Source organism: Streptomyces sp. MI02-7b (genome assembly GCF_033793585.1).
Taxonomy (GTDB): Bacteria; Actinomycetota; Actinomycetes; order Streptomycetales; family Streptomycetaceae; genus Actinacidiphila.
Genome location: NZ_JARAWX010000013.1, coordinates 83,150 through 105,112, shown reverse-complemented (window position 1 = coordinate 105,112; position 21,963 = coordinate 83,150). Strand labels below are relative to the sequence as shown.

The 21,963-nt window shown below is 74.1% G+C and carries 18 protein-coding genes; 11 read left to right on the top strand and 7 right to left on the bottom strand.

Annotation, left to right across the window (positions count from 1 at the left end; translation table 11 throughout):
* Positions 1-4 precede the first annotated feature (4 nt).
* The 4 genes from PV364_RS22200 to PV364_RS22185 all read right to left on the bottom strand — a co-directional run bounded on the left by PV364_RS22200 (position 5) and on the right by PV364_RS22185 (position 5,608).
* Positions 5-1,087 carry a zinc-binding dehydrogenase gene (locus PV364_RS22200; RefSeq protein ID WP_319661916.1) on the bottom strand — a complete coding sequence of 361 codons (1,083 nt, stop codon included), beginning with the start codon at positions 1,085-1,087 and terminating at the stop codon, positions 5-7.
* Positions 1,088-1,121: 34 nt separating this feature from the next.
* A complete protein-coding gene (locus PV364_RS22195; RefSeq protein ID WP_319661915.1) occupies positions 1,122-2,516 on the bottom strand; it encodes an aldehyde dehydrogenase family protein in 1,395 nt (464 codons plus the stop codon).
* Between the two features lie 91 nt (positions 2,517-2,607).
* On the bottom strand, positions 2,608-4,842 hold the full coding sequence (locus tag PV364_RS22190) for a molybdopterin oxidoreductase family protein (RefSeq protein WP_319661914.1): 2,235 nt from the start codon (positions 4,840-4,842) through the stop codon (positions 2,608-2,610).
* 103 nt (positions 4,843-4,945) lie between these two features.
* On the bottom strand, positions 4,946-5,608 hold the full coding sequence (locus PV364_RS22185) for a TetR/AcrR family transcriptional regulator (RefSeq protein ID WP_319661913.1): 663 nt from the start codon (positions 5,606-5,608) through the stop codon (positions 4,946-4,948).
* Positions 5,609-5,686: 78 nt separating this feature from the next.
* Between PV364_RS22185 and hmgA the strand changes: the two genes are divergently transcribed.
* The 3 genes from hmgA to PV364_RS22170 are packed head-to-tail and all read left to right on the top strand — an operon-like array spanning position 5,687 to position 8,996.
* The gene (gene hmgA / locus PV364_RS22180; protein ID WP_319661912.1) at positions 5,687-6,991 is read left to right on the top strand and encodes a homogentisate 1,2-dioxygenase; all 1,305 of its coding nucleotides are present in this window, start codon (positions 5,687-5,689) and stop codon (positions 6,989-6,991) included.
* Complete coding sequence (locus PV364_RS22175) at positions 6,988-7,746, top strand: GntR family transcriptional regulator (protein WP_319661910.1); 759 nt, start codon at positions 6,988-6,990, stop codon at positions 7,744-7,746. Before hmgA ends, PV364_RS22175 begins: the two co-directional genes overlap by 4 nt.
* Before the next feature lie 14 nt (positions 7,747-7,760).
* On the top strand, positions 7,761-8,996 hold the full coding sequence (locus tag PV364_RS22170) for a type ISP restriction/modification enzyme (protein ID WP_319661909.1): 1,236 nt from the start codon (positions 7,761-7,763) through the stop codon (positions 8,994-8,996).
* A gap of 182 nt (positions 8,997-9,178) precedes the next feature.
* Here the strand turns inward: PV364_RS22170 and PV364_RS22165 are convergent, their stop codons facing one another.
* Together PV364_RS22165 and PV364_RS22160 are read right to left on the bottom strand one after the other, a co-directional pair.
* Positions 9,179-9,442 carry a hypothetical protein gene (locus tag PV364_RS22165; protein WP_319661908.1) on the bottom strand — a complete coding sequence of 88 codons (264 nt, stop codon included), beginning with the start codon at positions 9,440-9,442 and terminating at the stop codon, positions 9,179-9,181.
* Positions 9,443-9,558: 116 nt separating this feature from the next.
* Positions 9,559-10,398 carry an anti-sigma factor gene (locus PV364_RS22160; RefSeq protein WP_319661907.1) on the bottom strand — a complete coding sequence of 280 codons (840 nt, stop codon included), beginning with the start codon at positions 10,396-10,398 and terminating at the stop codon, positions 9,559-9,561.
* A gap of 206 nt (positions 10,399-10,604) precedes the next feature.
* On the opposite strand from PV364_RS22160, the gene PV364_RS22155 reads away from it, so the two are divergent.
* The 4 genes from PV364_RS22155 (at position 10,605) to PV364_RS22140 (ending at position 17,016) form a co-directional block, all read left to right on the top strand.
* Positions 10,605-12,176, top strand: coding sequence for a DUF4331 domain-containing protein (locus PV364_RS22155; protein WP_319661906.1), 1,572 nt, complete (start codon positions 10,605-10,607; stop codon positions 12,174-12,176).
* 80 nt (positions 12,177-12,256) lie between these two features.
* Positions 12,257-13,633 (top strand): tetratricopeptide repeat protein, encoded by a 1,377-nt coding sequence (locus tag PV364_RS22150; protein ID WP_319661905.1) that lies wholly within the window; start codon positions 12,257-12,259, stop codon positions 13,631-13,633.
* The gene (locus tag PV364_RS22145; protein WP_319661904.1) at positions 13,630-15,261 is read left to right on the top strand and encodes a nickel transporter; all 1,632 of its coding nucleotides are present in this window, start codon (positions 13,630-13,632) and stop codon (positions 15,259-15,261) included. Before PV364_RS22150 ends, PV364_RS22145 begins: the two co-directional genes overlap by 4 nt.
* 90 nt (positions 15,262-15,351) lie before the next feature.
* Positions 15,352-17,016, top strand: a complete 1,665-nt coding sequence (locus PV364_RS22140; protein WP_319661903.1) for a serine/threonine-protein kinase — start codon at positions 15,352-15,354, stop codon at positions 17,014-17,016.
* 55 nt (positions 17,017-17,071) lie between these two features.
* On the opposite strand, the gene PV364_RS22135 is transcribed toward PV364_RS22140, so the two are convergent.
* The gene (locus PV364_RS22135) at positions 17,072-17,863 is read right to left on the bottom strand and encodes an SGNH/GDSL hydrolase family protein (RefSeq protein ID WP_319661902.1); all 792 of its coding nucleotides are present in this window, start codon (positions 17,861-17,863) and stop codon (positions 17,072-17,074) included.
* Between the two features lie 364 nt (positions 17,864-18,227).
* On the opposite strand from PV364_RS22135, the gene PV364_RS22130 reads away from it, so the two are divergent.
* From PV364_RS22130 to PV364_RS22115, 4 genes are all read left to right on the top strand, one after another.
* Complete coding sequence (locus tag PV364_RS22130) at positions 18,228-18,632, top strand: hypothetical protein (protein ID WP_319661900.1); 405 nt, start codon at positions 18,228-18,230, stop codon at positions 18,630-18,632.
* A 1-nt stretch (position 18,633) separates the two neighbouring features.
* Positions 18,634-19,728, top strand: coding sequence for a GNAT family N-acetyltransferase (locus PV364_RS22125; protein WP_319661899.1), 1,095 nt, complete (start codon positions 18,634-18,636; stop codon positions 19,726-19,728).
* A 482-nt stretch (positions 19,729-20,210) separates the two neighbouring features.
* Positions 20,211-21,008, top strand: coding sequence for a glycosyltransferase family 2 protein (locus PV364_RS22120; protein WP_319661898.1), 798 nt, complete (start codon positions 20,211-20,213; stop codon positions 21,006-21,008).
* Complete coding sequence (locus tag PV364_RS22115; RefSeq protein WP_319661896.1) at positions 21,005-21,958, top strand: glycosyltransferase family 2 protein; 954 nt, start codon at positions 21,005-21,007, stop codon at positions 21,956-21,958. The genes PV364_RS22120 and PV364_RS22115 overlap by 4 nt, the downstream gene beginning before the upstream one ends.
* Positions 21,959-21,963 lie beyond the last annotated feature (5 nt).

Sequence of the window (21,963 nt, the reverse complement as noted above, 5' to 3'; positions counted from 1 at the left end):
GGCCTCAGAACACCACCAGGGCGCGGCCGCCGCGCCCCGCGAGCATCGCGTCGAAGGCGGCCGGGATGGCCTCCAGGGCGATGCGTTCGGTGACCATGGCGGAGAGGTCCAGGCGCCCGGCACGGATGTGGCCGGCGAGGACGGGCAGGTCGCGGGCGGGGTCGCTGTTGCCGTAGACGCAGCCCGACAGCGTGCGGCCGAAGTGGAAGAGCTCCAGGGCGGAGAAGGACACCACATCCCCCTTGCCGCCGATGCCGACGACCGTTGTGCGGCCGCCCCGCCGCGTGGAGGACCAGGCGGCGCGGATGGTGTCCGCGCGTCCAACGCACTCGATGGCGACGTCGGCGCCGTGGCCACCGGTCAGCGCGCGGACGCGTTTGGCGATGTCGTCACCGGCGACCAGGAACTCGGTGGCGCCGGCGGCCAGGGCGAGTTCCTCCTTGGCCGGGGAGACGTCGACGGCGAGGATCGTCCCCGCGCCCGCGATGCGGGCGGCCTGGAGCACGGCGAGGCCCACGCCGCCCACGCCGAAGACGACGACGGACTCGCCGGGACGGACGGCGGCGGAGTGGTGGACGGCGCCGTAGCCGGTGAGGACGGCGCAGCCCAGCAGCGCGGCCTCGGTGAGCGGGACGCCGTCGGGCAGCGGCAGCACCGCGGAGGCCGCGACCACGGTCTCCTCGGCGAAGGCCGCCGTGCCCAGGCCCGGGTAGAGCTCGTCGCCGCCGGAGGCGAGCTTGGCGTAGGGCGCGGCGGCGGCCGCGCCCGCGTTGGCGCAGAGCCAGGGCTCGCCGAGGCCGCAGTAGTGGCAGGCGCCGCAGGGGGGTGCCCAGTTGAGGACGACGGGGTCGCCGGGGGTGAGGCCAGTGACGCCCTCGCCGACCGAGACGACCGTGCCCGCGCCCTCGTGGCCGAGGACGGCGGGTACCGGCTGGCGCAGCGTGCCGTTGGACAGCGACAGATCGGAGTGGCATACACCGGCCGCCGCGAGGCGCACCCGGACCTGGCCGGGGCCGGGTTCGGGCAGCTCGATGTCGGCGATGGCCAGGGGCGCGTTGACGGCGGACAGGACGGCGGCGCGGACCACGGTGTTTTCTCCTGCGCTCAGGGGTTCGGGGGCGTCAGAACTGGAGGGACTTGGTCTGGAGGTACTCGGCCAGGCCGTGCGGGCCGAGTTCGCGGCCGACGCCGGACTGCTTGTAACCGCCGAAGGGGGCCAGCGGGTTGAAGCGACCGCCGTTGATGTCGACCTGGCCGGTCTCCATGCGCCGGGCGAAGGCGACGGCCTCGGCGTCGTCGCCGGCCCACACGGCACCCGCGAGGCCGTAGACGGTGCCGTTCGCGATGCGCAGGGCGTCGTCCTCGTCCTCGTACGCCAGGATCGACAGGACCGGGCCGAAGATCTCCTCCTGCGCGATGGTCATGCCGGGGGTGACGTCGGCGAAGATCGTGGGGCTGACCCAGTAGCCGAGCGCGCGGGGCGCCTCGGGGCCGCCGGCCACGAGCCGGGCGCCCTCGGCGATGCCCTGCTCGATGTAGCCGCGCACCCGGGCCTGCTGCTCGGCGTTGACGACGGGGCCGATGCGCTCGCCGGGGACGTACTTGGCGGCGGCGGCCGCGGCGAGGGCGACGGCCTCGTCGTAGCGCTCGCGATGGACGAGCATGCGGGTCCAGGCGCTGCAGGTCTGCCCGGTGTTGGACATGACGTTCGCGACGCCGACGTTGACGGCCTTGGCGAGGTCGGCGGTCGGGAGGATGACATTGGCGGACTTGCCGCCGAGCTCCAGCGCGACGCGCTTGACCGCGGCCCCGGCGGTGGCGGCGATCTGCTTGCCGACGGCCGTGGAGCCGGTGAACGACACCAGGTCGACGCCGGGGTGGGCGACGAGCGCCTGTCCCGCGACTGGGCCGAGACCGGTGACGAGGTTGAACACCCCGGCGGGCAGGCCCGCTTCGTGGACGGAGTCGGCGAAGAGCTGCGCGACCAGCGGCGTGTCCTCGGCGGGCTTCAGCACGACGGTGCAGCCGGCGGCGAGGGCGGGGGCGACCTTGGCGACGATCTGGTGCAGCGGGTAGTTCCAGGGCGTGATCGCGCCGACGACGCCGACCGGCTCGTGGAACACGGTGGAGTTGCCGATCCGCTCCTCGAACGCGTGCCCGGCGGCGAGTTCGGCGTACGAACCGGCGACCTTGATCGGGAGGTCGGCGTGGACGGCCTGGGCGAAGGCCAGGGGCGCGCCCAGTTCGGCGGCGACGGTCTCGGCGATCTCGTCGCGGCGCCCGGCGAGCACGTCGCGCAGCGCGGCGATGCGGGCGGCCCGGTCGGCGGGGGCGGTACCGGCCCAGCCGGGGAGGGCCGCGCGGGCGGCGCGCACCGCGGCGTCCACGTCGGCGTCGGTGCCGGCGGGCACGGTGGCGAACACCTGCTCGTCGGCCGGGTTGACGACGTCGATCGTCTCCGTGCCTGCGGCGGGCCGCCACTCGCCGTCGATGTACATCCCGTCGTGCGGCTTCATCCGTTGTCCTCCCGGGCGGCGCCTGTGCCGTGGCCCACCCAAACTAGCGCCGATAGTTTTCTGGTGCCAGGGCGGCACTCCGTGCAGTGGATCACGCGGGGGCGACCTGGACGGGGAAGCCGTTGAGAACGGCCGTGCCCGACAGCGGGTCGAGGAGACTGCCGTCGAGCAGTTGGTTGAGGTTGGCGCCGGGGGTACGGGTGGCGACCGTGAGCCGGGTGCCGTCCCGGTCGTGTCCCCAGCCGTGCGGGAGGCTCACCACGCCGGGCCGCATCGCGTCGGTGACCTCCACGGGCGCCTCGATCTCGCCGCCGTCGCCCTTGATCCGGGCGGGGGCCGCGTCGGTGAGCCCGAGGCGCGCGGCGTCCTGCGGGTGGACCTGGAGCGTGCAGCGGTTGGTGCCGCCGGTCAGCGCCGGGACGTTGTGCATCCAGCTGTTGTTGGAGCGCAGATGGCGGCGGCCGACGAGGACCAGGCCGTCGCCGGCGCGATCGGTGACCGACTCCAGCAGTCGGGGGACGTCCGCGGTGACGGCGGCGGGCGCCAGCTCGATCGTGCCGGAGGCGGTGCGCAGGATCTCCGGAACACGGGGGCGCAGCGGGCCGAGGTCGATGCCGTGCGGCCGTTCCAGCAGCCGCTGGAGCGTGAGTCCCCGCGCGTCGGCACCGAAGCCGTCGCCGTAGGGGCCCAGGCGCAGCATCATGTCGAGCCGCCGCTCGTAGCCCGTACGCCCGGTCAGTTGCGCGGCCAGTTCGCCGGGTTCCCGGCCGTGGACCGGCGAGTGCGGGTCGGCGGTCTCCTTGCCGAGGCGATGGGTGATCGCCTGTTCGTCGACGAGGGCGGGATCCGCGTCCGCCCCGAGGCCGCCGATGACGAGGGCGAGGCGGGCCAGGATCTCCGGCTCGTCCGGGCGCCCGTCCTCCACAGGCACCGGCGGCGGGCTGTAGCGGGCGTTGTTGCGCACGGAGAAATGGGTGAACGCGAAGTCGTAGTGCGCGCTGCGCGACGGCGGGGGCGGCGGCAGCACGACGTCCGCGTGCCGGGTGGTCTCGTTGAGGTACGGGTCCACGCTGACCATGAAGTCCAGCCCGGCCAGGGCCCGGTCGAGGCGTTCGCCGTCGGGGGCGGACAGGACGGGATTGCCGGCGATGGTGACCAGCGCGCGGACGCGGCCCTCCCCGGGGGTGTCGATCTCCTCGGCGAGCGCGGCGGCGGGCAGTTCGGAGGCGACCTCGGGGTGACCGGAGACCCTGCTGCGCCAGCGCCCGGTCGTGAAGCCGCGGCCGGGGCGGGGCGGGCGTGGCGCACGGGCGGTGGGCGGCAGCGGGAACATGGCCCCGCCGGGGCGGTCGAGGTTGCCGGTGAGGATGTTGAGCACGTCGATCAGCCAGCTGGCGACGGTCCCGAACCGGACGGCGGTGCTGCCCAGACGTCCGTAGACGGCGGCCGTCGGGGCGGCTGCGAGATCGCGGGCGAGGGTGCGGATCTGTGCGGCGGGGACGTCGCAGTGGGCGGCGACGCTCTCAGGGGCGAAGTCGCGTGCCAGTGCCCGGACCTCCTCGACCCCGGTGACGTGCTCGGCGAGGCGGCCGAGGTCGGTCAGCCGTTCCTCGAACAGCACGTGGACGAGGGCGAAGAGCAGGGCGGCGTCGGTGCCGGGGCGCGGGGCGAGGTGCCGGTCGGCGAGTTCGGCGGTGCGGGTGCGCTTGGGGTCGATGACGGTGAGCCTGCCGCCGCGCCGGCGCAGTGCCTTGAGCTTGCCGGGGAAGTCGGCGGCCGTGGCGAGACTGCCGTTGGAGACCATGGGGTTGCCGCCGATGACGACCAAGTGGTCGGTGCGGTCCAGGTCGGGGACCGGGACGGCCAGCGCGTCGCCGTACAGGTGACCGCAGGCGGCCTGCTTGGGCATCTGGTCCAGGGTGCTGGCCGAGAAGACGTTGCGGGTGCCGAGGGCGCGGACGACCGTCGGCGGGTAGAGACCGCCCGCGACGGTGTGCACGTTGGGGTTGCCGAGGTAGACGGCGGAGGCGGCCCGGCCGTGCTCGGCGAGCACCCGGCCGAGACCGGCGGCCACCGCCTCCCACGCCTCGGGCCAGGTGGCCTCCGCGAGCCGGCCGTCGCGCCGCACAAGGGGCGCGGTCAGCCGGTCGGGATCGCCGTCGACCTCGCCGAAGGAGGCGCCCTTGGGGCAGATGAAGCCCGCGCTGAAGACGTCGTCGCGGTCGCCGCGGGCGCGGGTGACGCGGTCGTCCTCGATCGTCAGCGTCAGGCCGCACGTGGCCTCGCACAGCGGACAGATACGCAGAGCGGTACGGCTGCTGGCCATCGGGCCCTCCCGGGTGACCGGAGACATCCTCGTCGGGCACACCATACCGACCGGTAGGCATGTCGGGTAGCGATCCCGCGGGCCCGGGCCTCCCAGGGGCGTTTCAGGCGTCCAGGACGCGGGCGAGGTAGGCCCGCAGCAGTTCCTTGGTCTCGGCGATGAGGACGGTGTCACCCTCCGGGTCGGTGCGGAAGGCCAGCTTCAGCAGCGCGTCGGCCGCCTCGACGCCCACCACGAAGGCGGTGCGCAGCCGTCGCTGGTCGCCCGTGGCGCCGAGCCGGCCCGCGAGCAGCGACCGCAGGCCGTCGGCGAGCAGGTGGTTGGCCTCGTCGTTGGCCGCGGCGCCCGGGACGGGACCGGCGAAGCTGACCAGGGCGAAGCCGGGGACCGTGCGGCGCATGGCGACGTAGTGGTCGACGACGACGTCGATCAGGCGGCGCCAGTCGCCGGCGCCCGCGCCGGCGGCGGAACCGGAACCGGGACCGGGGTCGACGGCGTCGAGGCGGGCGGTGACACCGGCGAGGTACTTCTCCAGGTTGCGGCGGGCCAGCGCGTCGGCCATCGCGCGCTTGTTGGAGAAGAAGCGGTAGACCGAACCGATCGGCACCCCGGCCCGGGCGGCCACGGCACGGGTGCTGAGCTCCTCGTATCCGCCCTCGTCGAGGACCGCCGCCGCCACGTCGAGGATGCGGGCGAGGCGTTCGGCGCTGCGCTGCTGGACGGGGACCCGCCGAAGACCGCTGCCACTGCTCTGCACGGGATTCATCATGCCGGTCGTACCGGTTTTCCACAGGTGCCCGGCGACCCCTTGCGGGCCGGATTCCTCTGCTTGACCATAGGAATCGTGACCAGCACTGAGATCAAGGACCTGGAGTACCTTCCGGGCTTCGGCAACGAGCACGTCAGCGAGGCCGTGCCGGGCGCCGTCCCGGTGGGCCGCAACTCCCCGCAGCGCGCGCCGCTCGGGTTGTACGCGGAGCAGTTGAGCGGCACCGCGTTCACCGAGCCGCGGCATCACAACCGCCGCTCGTGGCTGTACCGCATCCGCCCCTCGGCCGCGCATCCGCCCTTCCGGCGGATCGCGAACGGCGCCCTGCGCAGCGGTCCCTTCCAGGAGGCCGAGGCCGATCCCAACCGGCTGCGCTGGAGTCCGCTGCCGATACCGCAGGGCCCGGCGGACTTCGTGGACGGCCTGGTCACCGTCGGTGGGAACGGCGATGTGCTGCGCCGCGAGGGCATCGGCATCCACTGGTACGCCGCCAACCGCTCCATGGACGCCCGGGTGTTCTCGTCCTCCGACGGCGAGCTGCTGATCGTGCCGGAGCGCGGCGGCCTGCTGCTGCGCACCGAACTCGGCCTGCTGGCCGCGGAACCGGGGCATGTCGCGCTGATCCCGCGCGGGGTGCGCTTCCGCGTCGAGTTGCTGGACGCCGACGCGCGCGGCTACGTCTGCGAGAACTACGGGCAGCACTTCCGCCTCCCCGACCTCGGCCCCATCGGGGCGAACGGGCTCGCCCACGCCCGTGACTTCATGGCGCCGGTCGCCGCGTACGAGGACCGCGAGGAGCCGGTGGAGGTGGTCAACAAGTTCGGCGGCAACCTCTGGGCCGCCGAGTACGACCACTCGCCGCTGGACGTCGTGGGCTGGCACGGCAACCTGGTGCCGTACGTCTACGACCTGCACCGCTTCAATGTGCTGGGCTCGGTCAGCTGGGACCATCCCGACCCGTCGATCTACACGGTGCTGACCTCGCCCTCCGACACCCCCGGCCTGGCCAACGCCGACTTCGTGGTGTTCGCGCCGCGCTGGCTGGTCGGCGAGGACACCTTCCGGCCGCCGTACTTCCACCGCAATGTGATGAGCGAGTTCATGGGGCTCGTCGAGGGGGCGTACGACGCCAAGGCGGAGGGCTTCGTGCCCGGCGGCGCCTCGCTGCACAACATGATGTCGGCGCACGGCCCGGACCGGACGACCTTCGACAGGGCCAGCGACGCGGAGTTGAAGCCGCAGAAGGTCGACGACGGTCTGGCGTTCATGTTCGAGACCCGCTGGCCGGTCGTGCCCACGGCGCAGGCCCTGGGGGCGGAGCATCTGCAGCGGGGGTACGACGACGTGTGGCGGGGGCTTGAGCGACACTTCAGGCCATGACGACGAGCCCCGGCCTCTTCGCCCCCGACTCGCTGGTCCTGAACCGCAAGCTGCCCCTGTGGTACCAGGTCTCGCAGTCGCTGCGCGCCTCGATACTCGGCCGGCGCCCGGACGCCCCGCTGCGGCTGCCGACCGAGGACGTCCTGGCCGGGCACTACGGGGTGAGCGTGCTCACCATGCGGCAGGCACTCAAGGAACTGGAGGAGGAGGGGCTGATCAGCCGGCACCGCCGGCGCGGCACGTTCATCGAGCCCGCGGCGCGGCGCGGCGCCCCGGTACGGCTGCTGGGCTCGGTCGACGCGATCGTGGCCCAGCAGTCCGGGGAGCGCACGAGCGTGCTCGGGCACGGACCGGAGCCGGTGCCCGCGGAGTACGCCGAGTACTTCCCCGGGGTGGCCGAGACCATGGCGTACCGCAGGCTGCGGTGCGACGAGACGGGTGAGCCGACCAACTGGGCGGAGAACTTCGTGCTGCCCGAGCTGGCGGCCCGGATCGACCTCGCGGACCTGGCCCGCTGGCCGATGACGAAGGTGCTGCGCGACGCCCTGGGGGTGCGGATCAGCCGGATCACCGACACCGTGGAGGCCCGCCTGGCCGATCCGGACACCGCGCGCCTGCTGCGGGTGCCGCTGCTCAGCCCGATCCTGCACTGCACGGGGGTGACCTACGACGAGTCCGGACGCGCGGTCGACGTCGTGCGCATCCACTACCGCGGGGACCGCTTCTCCTTCACCGTCACGATGGAGGCACCCTGAGGGGCGTCAGTAGCATGCTCACGGTGAGCGATGAAGCGCCGACGCTGGCAGACCTGATGCCGTGGTCCACCGCGCCCCTGCGCCTGGGGCGCTCCTGGGTGCTGGCTCCCGAGGCCGCCACTCTCACCGCCCGCTGGGACCGGCTGCTGCGGGCCGAAGGGGCCGAGCGCGAGCGTCTGTTCCACCCGTCACGGGCGCGAACGACGCACACCGCCGTCGCCCAGCTGCCGGGCCACCCCGTGTCGACGGCGCGGCTGGACCGCGAGGACGGGCCGGGCGCCGAGCCCGTGCGGGTGCTCCACGGCCCGTACGACCAGCAGTGGCTGCTGCCGGACCAGCGGCTGATCGACGCCGCCCGTCCGGAGTTGTGGCGTGTCGCCGACGACACCCACCAGGTGTACGCGGTCGAGCTCGCCCGGCTGCCGCAGGTTCCGGGGCCGCCGCTGACCTTCTCGGCGCTGCTGCCGGACGGGCACTCCCCCGCCGGTCGGCCGGGCCGCGTCCGTCCGCTCTTCCGCCGTCCCGGCGGGGCCGACCCCAACCTGGCGCCGGGGCTGTCGGCCCACCTCGCGGCGCGGCTGGGCGTACCGGTCCCGGCGGAGGACGTGCTCGCCTGGATCGCGGCGACGGGCACCGGCGGCGGGCCGGTCGGGGTACCGCTGACCGCGGAACCGGAACTGTGGGCGCAGGGTGTCGCGCTCGGCCGCCGGCTGCTCTGGCTGCACACGCGCGGCGCCCGGTACGCCGACCCCGGGGCGGAGCGGCCGGCGGGCCATCCCCGGTTGCCGGGCGGCCGGCGGCCGTACGTGCGGGCCGCCCTCCCGGACGCACCGCAGGAGCCACCGGCCTGGGACGCGCAGGAGGAGGCGCTGGTGGTCGGGGACGGGCGGATCGCGCCGGTGCCGGAGGCCGCCTGGGAGTTCCACGCGGGCGGCACCCGGGTGCTGGAGACCTGGTTCGCCCTCCGTGCGGAGCCGGGGGAGGCGGGGACGCTGGACGCCGTGCGCCCCGCTTCCTGGCCGCGGGCCCGCACGACCGAACTACTGGAGCTGATCAGCGTCCTCGCGCTGCTCGCGGAGGAGCGGCCGCGCCGCCGGGCGCTGGCCGCGCGGGTGGCCGCGGGCCCCCGCATCGGCGCCGGGGAGTTGCGAGCCGCGCGCGTGCTGCCGGTCCCGGAGGCGGCACGGCGTCCCGCGTCCGTGCTGGATCACCACGAGGAGGGCCCGGACGGGCAGTTCGTCCTGCTGTGACCGGAACCGTGTCCCGCACCGCAACCCCAGGCAACCGTGATCGCATGACGATGTGACCACAAGTCGACATGACAACAGGCCCGGACGGAACACACCGACACGCCACATGATGCGGCGCGGTGCCGGGACGGTGTGTTCGCCCGAGCCTGTGCGCGTGCGGAAGCGTCAGGGACGCCGTCGGGTCAGCCGCGGCCCCCGAAGAGGGATCGCCGCAGCCGCCGCAGCGGCGCGAACAGCGACACACGGGCTCCACGGTTGGCGTTCGTCCGCACGTGGTCACGCGAGGTCAGCTCGCGCATCAACAGTGTGGCCTCCTCCGCCTCCCGCTGCGGCACGGCCGGACCGGCCAGCACCGAAAGATGGCGGTCGAGCCGCGCACTGGACGTGCTGCTCCCGCATGTGACGGCAGGCACTCGCGCCCTGCCTCGCATTGCTATCTGATCCATGACACTCCCCACCCATTCGAGGGCACCCGGCACCGGGCAGGGTAACCCTATCGTCCTGCCGCGTCACCTACGCATCCGCGTTACCGGATTCACCTGTCCGTCAAGGGTGTTGACAGTCATGTACCGATTCCGAGGGCCAGCAGGGGCAGTTGGGCCACGGGGTCGGCGGTGGGCTGCGGTGATCCGCCACTCGGCTCAATCGTGACGGTGAACGCGTACGAGCGGTCGTCCAGGCCGGCGGCGACGAGCGGCCCGGGCGTGTCGCCTGCGCCCGGATCGTCCGCGAACACCCCGATCGAGCGGAATGCCTCCGGGCGCTCGCTGACCAGCCACACCTGGTAGACCCGGCGCCCCTCCAGCCGCGGCAGGCCCTGCACGGTCACCACCGCGCGCCGCAGCGCCCGCGAGTAGACCGCCGTCACGCCCCGGCCGTGGTCGTCGTTGGTGTAGGCGGGCCGCGCGTCACCCGCGTTGAGCACCTCGATGACCGCACGCGTCCGCGTGCGCTCCCGGTCCAGCCGCTCCTCGGCGCGATGGAGCAGGACGCCCAGCACCGCGGACACGACCAGGGCCACGACGGCACCCGTCGCTGCCAGCCGGACCGCCGAGGGCCTGCGCCATCGCCGCAGGCGGTGGTACGCACCGGCACGCGCGCTCCATTCGCGCCAACGCACGCCGGGCCAGCGCCCGGAGTGCTCCAAGTGCTCCAAGTGCCCGGGGTACCCCCGGTGCGCTGGGTACTCCCGGTGCCCCGGGTGACCGGCCGCCTCCCCGCGGACCGTCCGCGTCCGCCCCTGCCCGCCACCCCCGAGCCGCACGGTGTCCCCGGCCAGTTCGCGCACCCGGTCCGCGCAGGCGTCGCACCGCAGCAGATGGGCCTCGAAGCGGCGCACCTCCCCCGGCCGCAGCGCGTCCAGGGTGTAGGACTCGGCCAGATCGTGCACGGAGCGTCTCATCTCGCTCCCCTGCTTCCCTCGGGGGCCGGGAGGGCCGGCTCCGCCTCAACTCCGCGACACCGATGCCCGGTTGCCCCATTATCACGTGACAAACCTGTGACGCAAATTCCTCCGGGGCCGCCAATCCGCCCCACCACCCGGTCCCGAACACCTCTCGCAGGACCTCTTCCAAGGGGGAGGGGCCGCACTCGCGAAGGACCGACGCGATGACCGCAGAACTCAGGAACAGGCTCACGGCCCGGATCGGGCGATCCCGTGCGATCGCCCTGATCACGGCGGGCACCCTGGCCGCGGGGGGGCTCGCCGCGGCGGGCGTCGCCGTGCTGGCACCGGACGCCGCGGAGGCCTCCAGCCACCGGGAGGCGCCGCTCATCTCGGGCCAGCCGCAGTACGACACCACGGACGTCTACGCGTTCGTCAGCCCCGACCGCCCGGACACCACCACGCTGGTGGCGAACTGGATCCCGTTCGAGGACCCCGCCGGCGGCCCGAACTTCTACACGTTCGCCGACGACGCCCAGTACGACATCCACATCGACAACGACGGCGACGCCCAGGGCGACTACCTCTACCGGTGGACGTTCCAGGACCACGTCCGCAACAAGAAGACGTTCCTCTACAACACCGGCCCGGTCACCAGCCTCGACGACCCGGACCTCAACGTCTTCCAGACCTACGACATCGACCTGTTCCGTCTGCACGACCAGCAGGTGGTCGGCCGCTACAAGGTCGCGAACGACATCCCGGTGGCACCGTCGAACGTCGGCAAGGCGTCGATGCCCGACTACAACGTCCTGCGCCGGCAGGCCGTCAGGGACCTGGGCCGGGGCACGACGGCCTTCGCCGGCCAGTCCGACGACCCCTTCTTCCTGGATCTGCGGGTCTTCGACCTCCTCTACGGGGGCAACCTGTCCGAGGTCGGTGACGACACCCTCAAGGGCTACAACGTCAACACGATCGCCCTCCAGGTCCCGACCGCCGCGATACGCCGGTCCGCGAAGCAGCCGGTCATCGGCATCTGGTCCACCACCCAGCGGCGCACCGCGGACGGGGACTGGGCACAGGTCTCGCGGCTCGGCATGCCGCTGGTCAACGAGGTGGTCAACCCCCTCAAGGACAAGGACAGGTTCAACGCCTCGTCGCCCTGGAACGACGCGCAGTTCCTCAGGAACGTCACCGAGCCCGAGCTGCCCAGGCTCATCGAGGGCATCTACAAGATCAAGGCGCCGGCCACCCCGCGCAACGACCTCGTCCAGGTCTTCCTCACCGGTGTGCCGGGGCTGAACCAGCCGCCGCACGTCCGCCCGTCGGAGATGCTGAGGCTCAACACGGCCGTGCCGCCCACCGCGCGGCCGAAGCGGCTCGGCGTCCTCGACGGCGACACCGCCGGCTTCCCGAACGGGCGCCGGCTGACCGACGACGTCGTCGACATCGCGCTGCAGGTGGTCGAGGGCGAACTGGTGGGCGCCAAGAACGACCTCGGTGACGCGGTCAACGCCAACGACCAGTCCTTCGGGGCGAGCTTCCCCTATGTCGCGCTGCCCCACTCCGGCTCGGACGGTCCGACGGCCAAGGCGGCCACGACCGACGGGGCCCGGACCGACGGGGTGACCCAGCTCAACGCCGGCGGCCTGATCCAGGGCCCCGGCGACGACGACAACACCGTCCTGATCGCCTCTGCCGCCTCCGGCGGCGCGGGTGTGCTGCTCATCGGCGCCGCGCTGGTCTGGTGGCGCATGCGCCGCCGCCCGGTCCGCGCGCGGGCGCACCGGGCCTGACCGCCGGTCCCGTTCCCGGCCGGGGCGTGGCTCCCCTCGCCCCGGCCGGGGCTCCCACCCCACCCGAAAGGCAGACAGCCATGGACGCACCGCCCCTGGGCCGGCTGCGCACCGCCGTCCTCCTCATCGCGCTGTCGCTGGGCCTCGCGCTGGCGCTCACCGCGGGTGCGCTGGTGCTCGGCGGCTCCTCCGGCCGGACCGGACCGGCCGGTGGACCGGCCGCGGTCGCCGCGCGCGCCGGCGACGCCCCGCTGGACCGGCTCGCGGCGGGAGACCTCGCGGGCGGCATCGCGGGACTGCAGGACCATCTGCGCGCGCAGCCGAAGGACTCCTCGGGGTGGGCCACCCTCGGGGCGGCCTACGTCGAGCAGGCCCGCACCTCCGGCGACCCCACCCGCTACCCGCAGGCCGCGGCGGCGCTCGCCCGCTCCCTGCGGATCACCCCGGACGGCAACGACGCGGCGCTCGCCGGGCAGGCCGCCCTGGCCGCCGCCCGGCACGACTTCGGCACCGCCCTGAGCGCCGCCGACCGCGCCCTGCGCACCAACCCCTACAACGAACGCGCCCTGGCGGTGCGGGTGGACGCCCTGGTCGAACTCGGCCGCTACGACGCCGCGCGGACCGCCGCCGAGCACGCCGACGCGCTGCGCCCCGGCGTCCCCGTCTTCACCCGCCTCGCGTACGTGCACGAGCTGCGCGGGGACGCCGCGGGCGCCCGCCGCATCCTGACCGGGGCCCTGGACTCCGCGAGCACCCCCGGTGACACCGCCTACGTGGCCACGGCACTGGGCCAGCTGGCCTGGAGCCAGGGGCGCTACGCGGACGCCCTGGGGCAGTACGCCACCGCCCTGCGCGCGTCCCCCGGCTACCTGCCGGCGATCGAGGGCCGCGGCCGCGCGTACGCCGCACGCGGCGACCGCGCCAGGGCCGTCCGCGACCTGGCCGACGTCGTGCGCCGCTACCCGCTTCCGGCCCAGCTCGCCGAGCTGGGCGAGCTGTACGAGGCGGCAGGCCGGCGGGACAAGGCCCGGGAGCAGTACGCGGTGGTCGGCACCTGGATCGCCCTCGCCAAGGCGAACGGCGTCGCGACGGACCTGGACGCGGCCCTGGTCGCCGCCGACCACGGCGACCCGCGCGAGGCGCTGCGCGCGGCCCGAGCGGAGTGGGCACGCCGGCACACCGTGCACACCGCCGACGCCCTCGCCTGGGCCCTGCACGCCAACGGCCGCGACCGGGAGGCCCTGCCGTACGCGGTGCGCTCCTCCGCGCCCGGTTACCGCAACGCGGCCTTCCTCTACCACCGCGGCGTCATCGAGGCCGCGCTCGGCAGGCGACCGGCCGCCCGCGCGTCGCTGGCCGCAGCGCTGCGCCTCAACCCCGGTTTCTCCCCGACCGGCGCCCCCGCCGCCCGCGCGGCCCTCGCTCGTATCGCTCGTATCGAAGGAGACCCGTCATGATCCGGCGCAGGACGGCCGCGGCGGCCGCCGTGGCGGCGGCCGCCGCCGCGCTCGCGCTCCTGCCCGCGGGGCAGGCGCAGGCGCACCCGCTCGGCAACTTCACCGTCAACCGCTACGACGGTCTTGTCGTCGCGCCCGGCGCGCTGCGTGTCGACCACGTCGAGGACCTCGCGGAGATCCCCGCCGCCCAAGCGGCCCCGGCGGTCGACCGGGACGGCGAAGGCACCCTGGCGAAGCCCGAGTTGGCGGCCTGGGCGCGGCAGCGCTGCCGCGCCGCGGCGGACGGCGCGCGGGCCGCGGCGGACGAGCGGAGCGTTCCCGTACGGGTGGACGCGGCGAGCGCCGCCGTACGGCCGGGGCAGGCCGGGCTGACGACGCTGCGCGTGGAGTGCCGGCTGACGGCGGCCCTGCCCCGCGAGGCGTCCTTCACGCTGACGTACCGTCCGGCCGACATCGGCACCGGGCCCGGCTGGCGGGAGATCACGGCACGCGGTGACCGTATGACGCCGGCCTCCGCCGACGTACCCGCCGCGTCGGTGTCGCGGCGCCTGACCGCCTACCCGGGGGACCTGCTGTCCTCCCCCGCGAACGAGCGGTCGGCGCGGCTGCGCGTGACGCCGGGCGGTCCGGCACTGGGCGACGCGGCGGACGCGGGCACGGCGGCACCGGGGGGCGGTGTGCTGCCGCGCGGTGCGGACCGCTGGACGCGGGCGCTCACCGGGCTGGTGTCCCGGCACGCGCTCACTCCGGGTTTCGCCGCGCTCGCCCTGCTCACGGCGCTGGCGCTGGGCGCGATGCACGCGCTCGCCCCGGGCCACGGCAAGACGCTGATGGCCGCGGCGGCAGCAGCGGGCGGTCGCCGGTCGCGGCGTGACATGGTCGCCCTCGGCGCGTCGGTGACGGTGACTCACACGCTCGGGGTCTTCGGGCTCGGGCTGCTGGTGACGACGGGGTCGGCGGCGGCGCCCTCGGTCATCGCCTGGCTCGGCATCGCGAGCGGCCTGCTGGTCGCTTTCGCGGGGGCGGCGCTGCTGCGCAGGGCGTGGCGGTTGCGAAGCCGCGCCCAGCACGGGCACAGCCACGACCACCCGCACGAGCACGGCCACGACCACGGCCACGCGCATGAGCACGAGCACGAGCACGAGCACGGCCACAGCCATGCGCACGCCCCCCACCGGCGCCTCCGCGCGCCCACCGCCGTCCTGACCGCCGAGCGCCCGGCCCCCGCGCCGCACGACTCTCGCCATCCTCACCCGCACCCGCACCCGCATGGCCACGAGGCCCGCCCCACCCTCCGCGGCACGATCCTGCTCGGCTTCGCGGGCGGCCTGGTCCCCAGCCCGTCCGCCGTCGTCGTGCTCGTCGGCGCCGCGGCGCTCGGCCAGGCGTGGTTCGGCTTCCTGCTGGTGCTGGCGTACGGCGCGGGTCTGGCCGCCACGCTCACGGCGGCCGGATTCGCCGTCGTGCGCCTGGGCCGACTGGCCGGCCGGGCGTCGCTGCGTCAAGGGCTGCTCCGTGGGCGGGCGTTGACGGCGGCCCGGCGCCTGGCGCCGCTGGCGACGGCGTCGGTGGTGCTGGTGCTCGGCTGCGGCCTGGTGCTCAGGGGCGCCGCGGCGACGCTCGGTTGACGTCGACGGGGAGGTTCCCGTCGAAAGGGTTCGTCCAGGGGGAAGTTCGGTCATGCTGGGCAGCGGGCGCCACGAAGGGGGGAACCGCCGATGACACGGGTCGTGGCGGAGCGCTACCGGTTGATCGGCGAACTCGGCCGCGGCGGCATGGGCGTGGTCTGGCTCGCCCGTGACGAGCTGCTCGGCCGCGAGGTGGCCGTCAAGGAGGTGAAGGCCCCGCCCGGGTTCGACGAGCGCGACACCGCGCGCCTCTACGCGCGGCTGGAGCAGGAGGGCCGCGCCGCCGCCCGGGTGGAGCACCCGAACGTCGTGAAGGTCTACGACGTGGCGATGGCGGACGGCAACCCGTGGATCGTCATGGAGCTGATCCGCGGCCTGACGCTGGCCGATGTCCTCGACGCCGAGGGGCCGATGGCCGTGCGCAGGGCGGCGGACATCGGGTCCAAGGTGCTGGCCGCCCTCCGCGTCGCGCACGCGGCCGGTGTGCTGCACCGCGACGTCAAGCCCGGCAACGTGCTCATCGGCAACGACGGACGCGTGGTGCTCACCGACTTCGGCATCGCGATGATCGAGGGCACCTCGGCGCTGACCCGCACCGGCGAGCTGGTCGGCTCGCCCGAGTACCTGGCGCCGGAGCGCGCGCTGGGCCGCCGCCCCGGCCCGGCGTCCGACCTGTGGTCGCTGGGCGTGCTGCTGTACGTCGCGGTGGAGGGCGGTTCGCCCTTCCGGCGCGACACGGCGCTGAGCACGATGCGCGCGGTCGTGGACGAGCCGTTGCCGCCGCCCGGGAGGGCGGGCCCGCTCGGCCCGGTGATCGCGGGACTGCTGCGGAAGGATCCCGCGGCCCGGCTCCCCGCCGCCGAGGCGGGGCGGCAGCTGGAGGCCCTGGCGTCCGGCCGCCCGGCGGGGCCGGGCCCGGTCGCCGCGGCCCACCCGCCCACCGAGGCAGCCCTGACGGTCACCGCGCCGCAGCCGGTCCGGGACCCGGACCGGGGGCGCACACCGGTGCGTACGACGCCCCTGCCGCCGCCCCCGCGTGACGAACCGCCGGCCGCCACCGCGACGGGGCGGCCCCGCCGGGCGCTCCTGGCGCTGGCGGCGGGGGTGCTCGCGCTGGCGCTGGGAGCGGGCGGCATGGCGTACGCGCTGCTGGACGACGACGGGGGCGGCGGGGCCGGTTCGGGGCCGACGGCCACGACGGGCGGTGTCAACGGCGCCGGCGTGACCTCCCCGGCCGTGACGACGGACGGCGGGACCTCCTCGCCGGCGGCCTCCTCCCCGGCCGCCGGCACGGGCTCCGCGTCGCCCACCGACGGCCACGGCCCGGGCTCGGACACGTCCTCCGGCACGTCGCACACGCCGGTCCGGGTGAACGTCCACGTCTCGGTGCACGCGGTGCGGGACAGCTACACGGGCGCCTGCCCGCCGCCGGAGGCCGAGGCGCCGGCCTTCTCGGCGGTCGTGACGGTGGACCGGACCCCAGCGACGGTCACCTACCGCTGGCGGACGGGGAGCGGCACCGGCGGGGATCCGGCGTGGCGCAGGCTCGACTTCCCGGCGGGCGGGGACACCAGCCGGACGGTCGAGCACATCGAGCCGTCGTACGAGCCGGACGCCACGCACGAGGACTGGATGGCCCTGGAGACCGGGAGTCCGGAGGCGGTGGAGTCGGAACACGTCCCGTTCACCGTCACCTGCCGGACGGCGTCCCCGTCCCCGTCCCCCTCCCCCACGGGCACACCCGCCTCTCCCTGACCGCGCGGAGGGGGCCGGGGGTCGCCCGGCCCCCTCCGAGTGCGTGCGCCGCGGATCAGGCGGCCGCGGAGAACACCGGGAGGTAGCCGCCGGACTGGCCGGAGGCGGTGGGGTGGTACGACTCGTGGACCGGGATGGTCAGGCTGTGCAGCCACGCGGTTCCGGCGCAGAGTTCATGGCCGGTGAAGGCGCCGCGGACGTCGGCGAAGGCGAAGCCGTGGTCGGCGGCGCGCTTGGCGGTGACGGTGTCGAGGAGGTCGGCGGCGTCGTTGATGGCCCTGCGCTTGGCGGTGGTGAGGCCGATGCAGGAGGTCCCGATCCGGTAGAAGCGGGGGTAGCCGACGACGACCACGCGGGCGGCGGGCGCCCGGGCGCCGATGGCCTCGTAGACCGTGTCCAGACGGTCCGGGAGCCGGTTCGCGATGTAGTCGCGCGCCCGGTCGATCCGGTTCAGGCAGGCGCTGGAGGTGGTGAGCAGGCAGGTGGTCATGACGTCGACGAATCCGGCGTCGTTGCCGCCGACGGTGACGCTGACCAGGGTCGTGGCGTCGTTCAGCGCGCCGAGCTGACGATTGATCACATCGACGGTGGTCGCACCGGAACAGGCGGGGAAAGAGAACCCGGACGGAGTATGCGCCTTGGCCCACAGGCGCGGGTACGCCCGGCTGCTGCGGTAGCAGCCGCCGCTGGAGTCGTCGTACCTCCCTGAGCCGACGCCCGAGGCATAGGAGTCGCCGAGGGCCACGTACACGGGGCCTGAGGCCTGTGCCGGGCCGGCACCGGTCAGGGCGAGTGCGGCGGTGAGGACGAGCGCGGACGCGGCGGACACGCAACGGGGCAGTCTCATGCAACCTCACTTAGCAGCATCGCCGCCGCTTCCTCCGCACCGCGCGCCGGCTCGCGCGAGCGGTGTCCGCGCCGCGGCGGGCACCGCGACCCCCGCCGGAGGGCGCGCAGGTGACGGGCCGCCGGCCTGCCACCGCCCGCGCCCCCGTCGGCCCGCGTCGCCCTCCCCCACCGGCCCCCGGCCGCCGCGCCGAACAAACTCCCGCCCGCCGCCGGGCAGTTCGGGGGAAATCGTCCGCACCTGTCCGGCCCGCCACCCGCTCCGGGTACCACGGCCGCTTCTGTTCCCCGCTTCCTTGACGCCCACGCCCGAATTGAGCGACATTGAACACCTGCATCCGGCGTTTTGGGGGGCAAAGTCGCCAATGCAACCACCGCACACAGACAACGCGGCCGGTCACCCGATCGGCAAGGAATCACTTCCCCTGCTCGCGGGCGCCGCCGTGGGAGTCGGCGGGGTCGGCGCGGTGCTCGCGCTCGCGGACATCGCCTCGCCCGTCAGGGCGCCGTTCACCTTCTTCTTCCTGCTCGCCGCGCCCGCCGCGGCACTCGCCGCCGGGCTGCGCGGCCTCGACCCGCTCAGCCGGGCGGTCGTCGCCGTCGGCGGCACCGTCGTCATCGACCTGCTCGTGGCGCAGGGCATGCTCGCGCTGCACCTGTGGTCGGTGCGCGGCGGGGTCGCCGCCGTGGCGGCGGTGAGCGCCGCGCTGTTCCTGCTGCCGCTCCTGCGGCACTCCCGTGGCCGGGCCGAGAGAAGGCGGACTCCGTAAAGTGGACATCACCGTTTACCGCCCCGGCGAGCTCACCGCCGCCGACCGGGCGGCGTGGGCACGCGTGCAGAGCCAGGCGGTCGCCATGGGCAGCCCGCAGCTCGGCAATCCCTTCCTGTCACCCGGCTTCACCTTCGCCGTGGCCCACCACCACCGGGGCGTGCGCGTCGCGGTGGTCCGCGAGGACGGCGAACCGGTCGCCTTCTTCCCGTTCCAGCGCTCGGCGGCCGGCGTGGGACGGGCCGTCGGTCTCGGTCTCTCGGACTGCCAGGGTCTCGTGCACCGGCCGGGGTTCCAGTGGGACGCCCGGGAGCTGCTGCGCGCCTGCGGGCTGGCCGTCTGGGAGTTCGACCACCTCGTGGAGGGCCAGAAGCCCTTCGAGGAGGGCGCGACCGGTACGTACGCCTCACCCGTCATGGACGTCGAACACGGTTACGAGGCGTATCTCGGCCATCTTCGCAGCCACTCGCCCAAGTTCGTGCGCACGACGCTCGCCAAGGAGCGCAAGCTCGGCCGGGACGTCGGCGAGGTGCGCTACGTCCACGACGAGCGCGACGTCGGCGCGCTGCGCACGCTCATGGGGTGGAAGTCGGCGCAGTACCGAAGAACGGGGCGCAGCGACCGCTTCGCGCGGCCGTGGATCGTCGACCTGGTCGAGCATCTCTTCCACACCCGCGAGGAGTCCTTCAGCGGCCTGCTGTCGGTGCTGTACGCGGGCGACCGGCCGATCGCCGCGCACTTCGGGATGCGTACGCCGGCGGTGCTGGCCTGCTGGTTCCCGGCGTACGACACGGAGTTCTCGAAGTACTCGCCGGGGCTGGTGCTCCATCTGCGGATGGCCGAGGGGGCGGCGGCCGACGGGGTGGCCCATCTCGACCTCGGGCGCGGCCACAAGGAGTACAAGGAGTCCCTGAAGACCCGCGACCTGACCGTCTCCGAGGGCTGGGTGACCCGGCCGCATCCGGTGGCGCTCGGCCATCGCGCCCGGCGTGCGCCGGTGCGCGCCCTGCGCAACGCGGTCACGGCGCATCCCGTGCTGCGGGAGCCGGCGGACCGATTCCTGAAGCGTGTGGGGCGGTTGCGCGCCGGTACATGATAACGGACATTGCACCACAGGAATGATCAATAGGGCTCAACGGTACCGATCAACTCCGATCGGGACTGATCATCGCCCATCGTGTCGCACCATGACTCAACTGGACGATTATCCGCCAATTCAATGAAATGGTATTCACTCTCACGAGTCTTGCCATAGAGTTCCAACCGTCAATACCGTCATACATCCACCCGCATCGACCTGTTATGCAAAGCGGCTCAAGGGGAGGGCCAGACAGTCGCGACAGGAAGATCGGGGCGCGGTAGGGGGGTGCCGTGCTCGGTCACCAGGACGTGTGTGCCGAGTCGCGAGCCGCGCGGCCAGTCACGCATGTCCACTCACCCGGCCCGCCAGCTGTTGGGACGTCGCCATGCCCTGCATGCGCGGATTCCCGGGCGGGGTGAGACAACCCCCCTTTCGAACCGGCACACCAGAGGGCGCCCGGGACGGGCGACCCACCGGACGAGAGGGAAAACAGACTCATGAGCTCGTCTCTGCGCCCGGCAGTCACCGGGCACGCGCAGGCAGTCGCGGTCCTGGCTCCGGACCATTTCACTCCGGTCTCCACGCACTTGGCGATCGCTCCGCTGGTCAGCGTGGTCATCCCGGCCATGAACGAGGCCGAGAACCTGCCGCACGTCTTCGCCACCCTGCCGTCGTGGATCCACGAAGTGGTCCTCGTCGACGGGAACTCCACGGACGACACCATCAAGGTCGCCCGTGAACTGCGGCCGGACGTCCGGATCGTGGCGCAGACCGGAAAGGGCAAGGGCGACGCCCTGATCAGCGGTTTCGCCGCCTGCACCGGCGAGATCATCGTGATGGTGGACGCCGACGGCTCGGCGGACGGGTCGGAGATCGTCTCCTATGTGTCGGCCCTCGTCGGAGGGGCCGACTTCGCGAAGGGCTCGCGCTTCGCCAACGGCGGCGGCACCGACGACATGACCCCGATCCGCAAGCTCGGCAACCGCGTCCTGTGCGCCGTGGTCAACGCCAAGTTCGGGGCCCGCTACACCGATCTGTGCTACGGCTACAACGCGTTCTGGCGGCACTGCCTGGACAAGATCACGCTGGACTGCACCGGCTTCGAGGTGGAGACCCTGATGAACATCAGAGTCGTCACCGCCGGCCTGAAGGTGCAGGAGATCCCCAGCCACGAGTACGTGCGCATCCACGGCGTCAGCAACCTGCGCGCGGTGCGCGACGGGTTACGGGTGCTGAAGGTCATCGTGCAGGAGAAGAACGAGCGCCGCGCCGCACGCCGCAAGGAGGTGCGGTGACCACGCGGACCCCTGTCTCCGTGGTGATCTGCGTCTACACCGAGGACCGCTGGGGCGACATCCTCGCCGCGGTGGCCTCGGTGGAGGCGCAGAGCCTGGCCGCCCACGAGGTGCTGCTGGTCGTCGACCACAACCCCGCGCTCCGCGGGCGGTTGGCGGAGCACTACGCCGGAACCCCGGTGCGGGTGCTCGCCAACGCCGGGCCGCGCGGCCTGTCGGCAGGCCGCAACACCGGGATCGCGGCGTCCACCGGCGAGGCCGTCGCCTTCCTGGACGACGACGCGGTCGCCGAACGGGACTGGCTGCACTGGTTCGCCGACGCCCTGGAGGACCCACTCGTCATGGGCGTCGGCGGGCGCACCCGCCCGGTCTGGGCCTCCGGGCACCGGCCGCGCTGGTTCCCCGAGGAGTTCGACTGGGTGGTGGGCGCCTCCTACCGGGGCCAGCCGCCCGGCCGGGCGCCGGTGCGCAACGTCCTCGGTGGCAACGCCGCGTTCCGGCGCACCGCCTTCGACATCGCGGGCGGCTTCGCGACCGGCATCGGGCGCGACGGCGACAAACGGCCCCTGGGCTGCGAGGAGACGGAGTTCTGCATCCGGCTCGCGCAGGCCAAGCCCGGCACGCTGCTGCTCATCGACGACCGCGCCGTGATCTGGCACCGCGTCCCCGCCGCCAGGGAACGTTTCGCCTACTTCCGCACCCGCTGCTACGCCGAGGGCCTGTCCAAGGCGCTGGTCACCCGCAGCGTGGGCACCGAGGCGGGCCTGGAGACCGAACGCCGGTACGCCACCCGCGTCCTGCCCGCCGGCGCCGCGCGCGGACTGCGCGACGCCCTGCGCGGCCGCCCCGGCGGCGCGGGGCGGGCCGGCGCCATCGTCACCGGTGTGGCGACCACGGCGGTCGGGTATGCCGTCGCCCGACTGCGCACCCGGGGGGAGGCCACGCCGTGAGACCG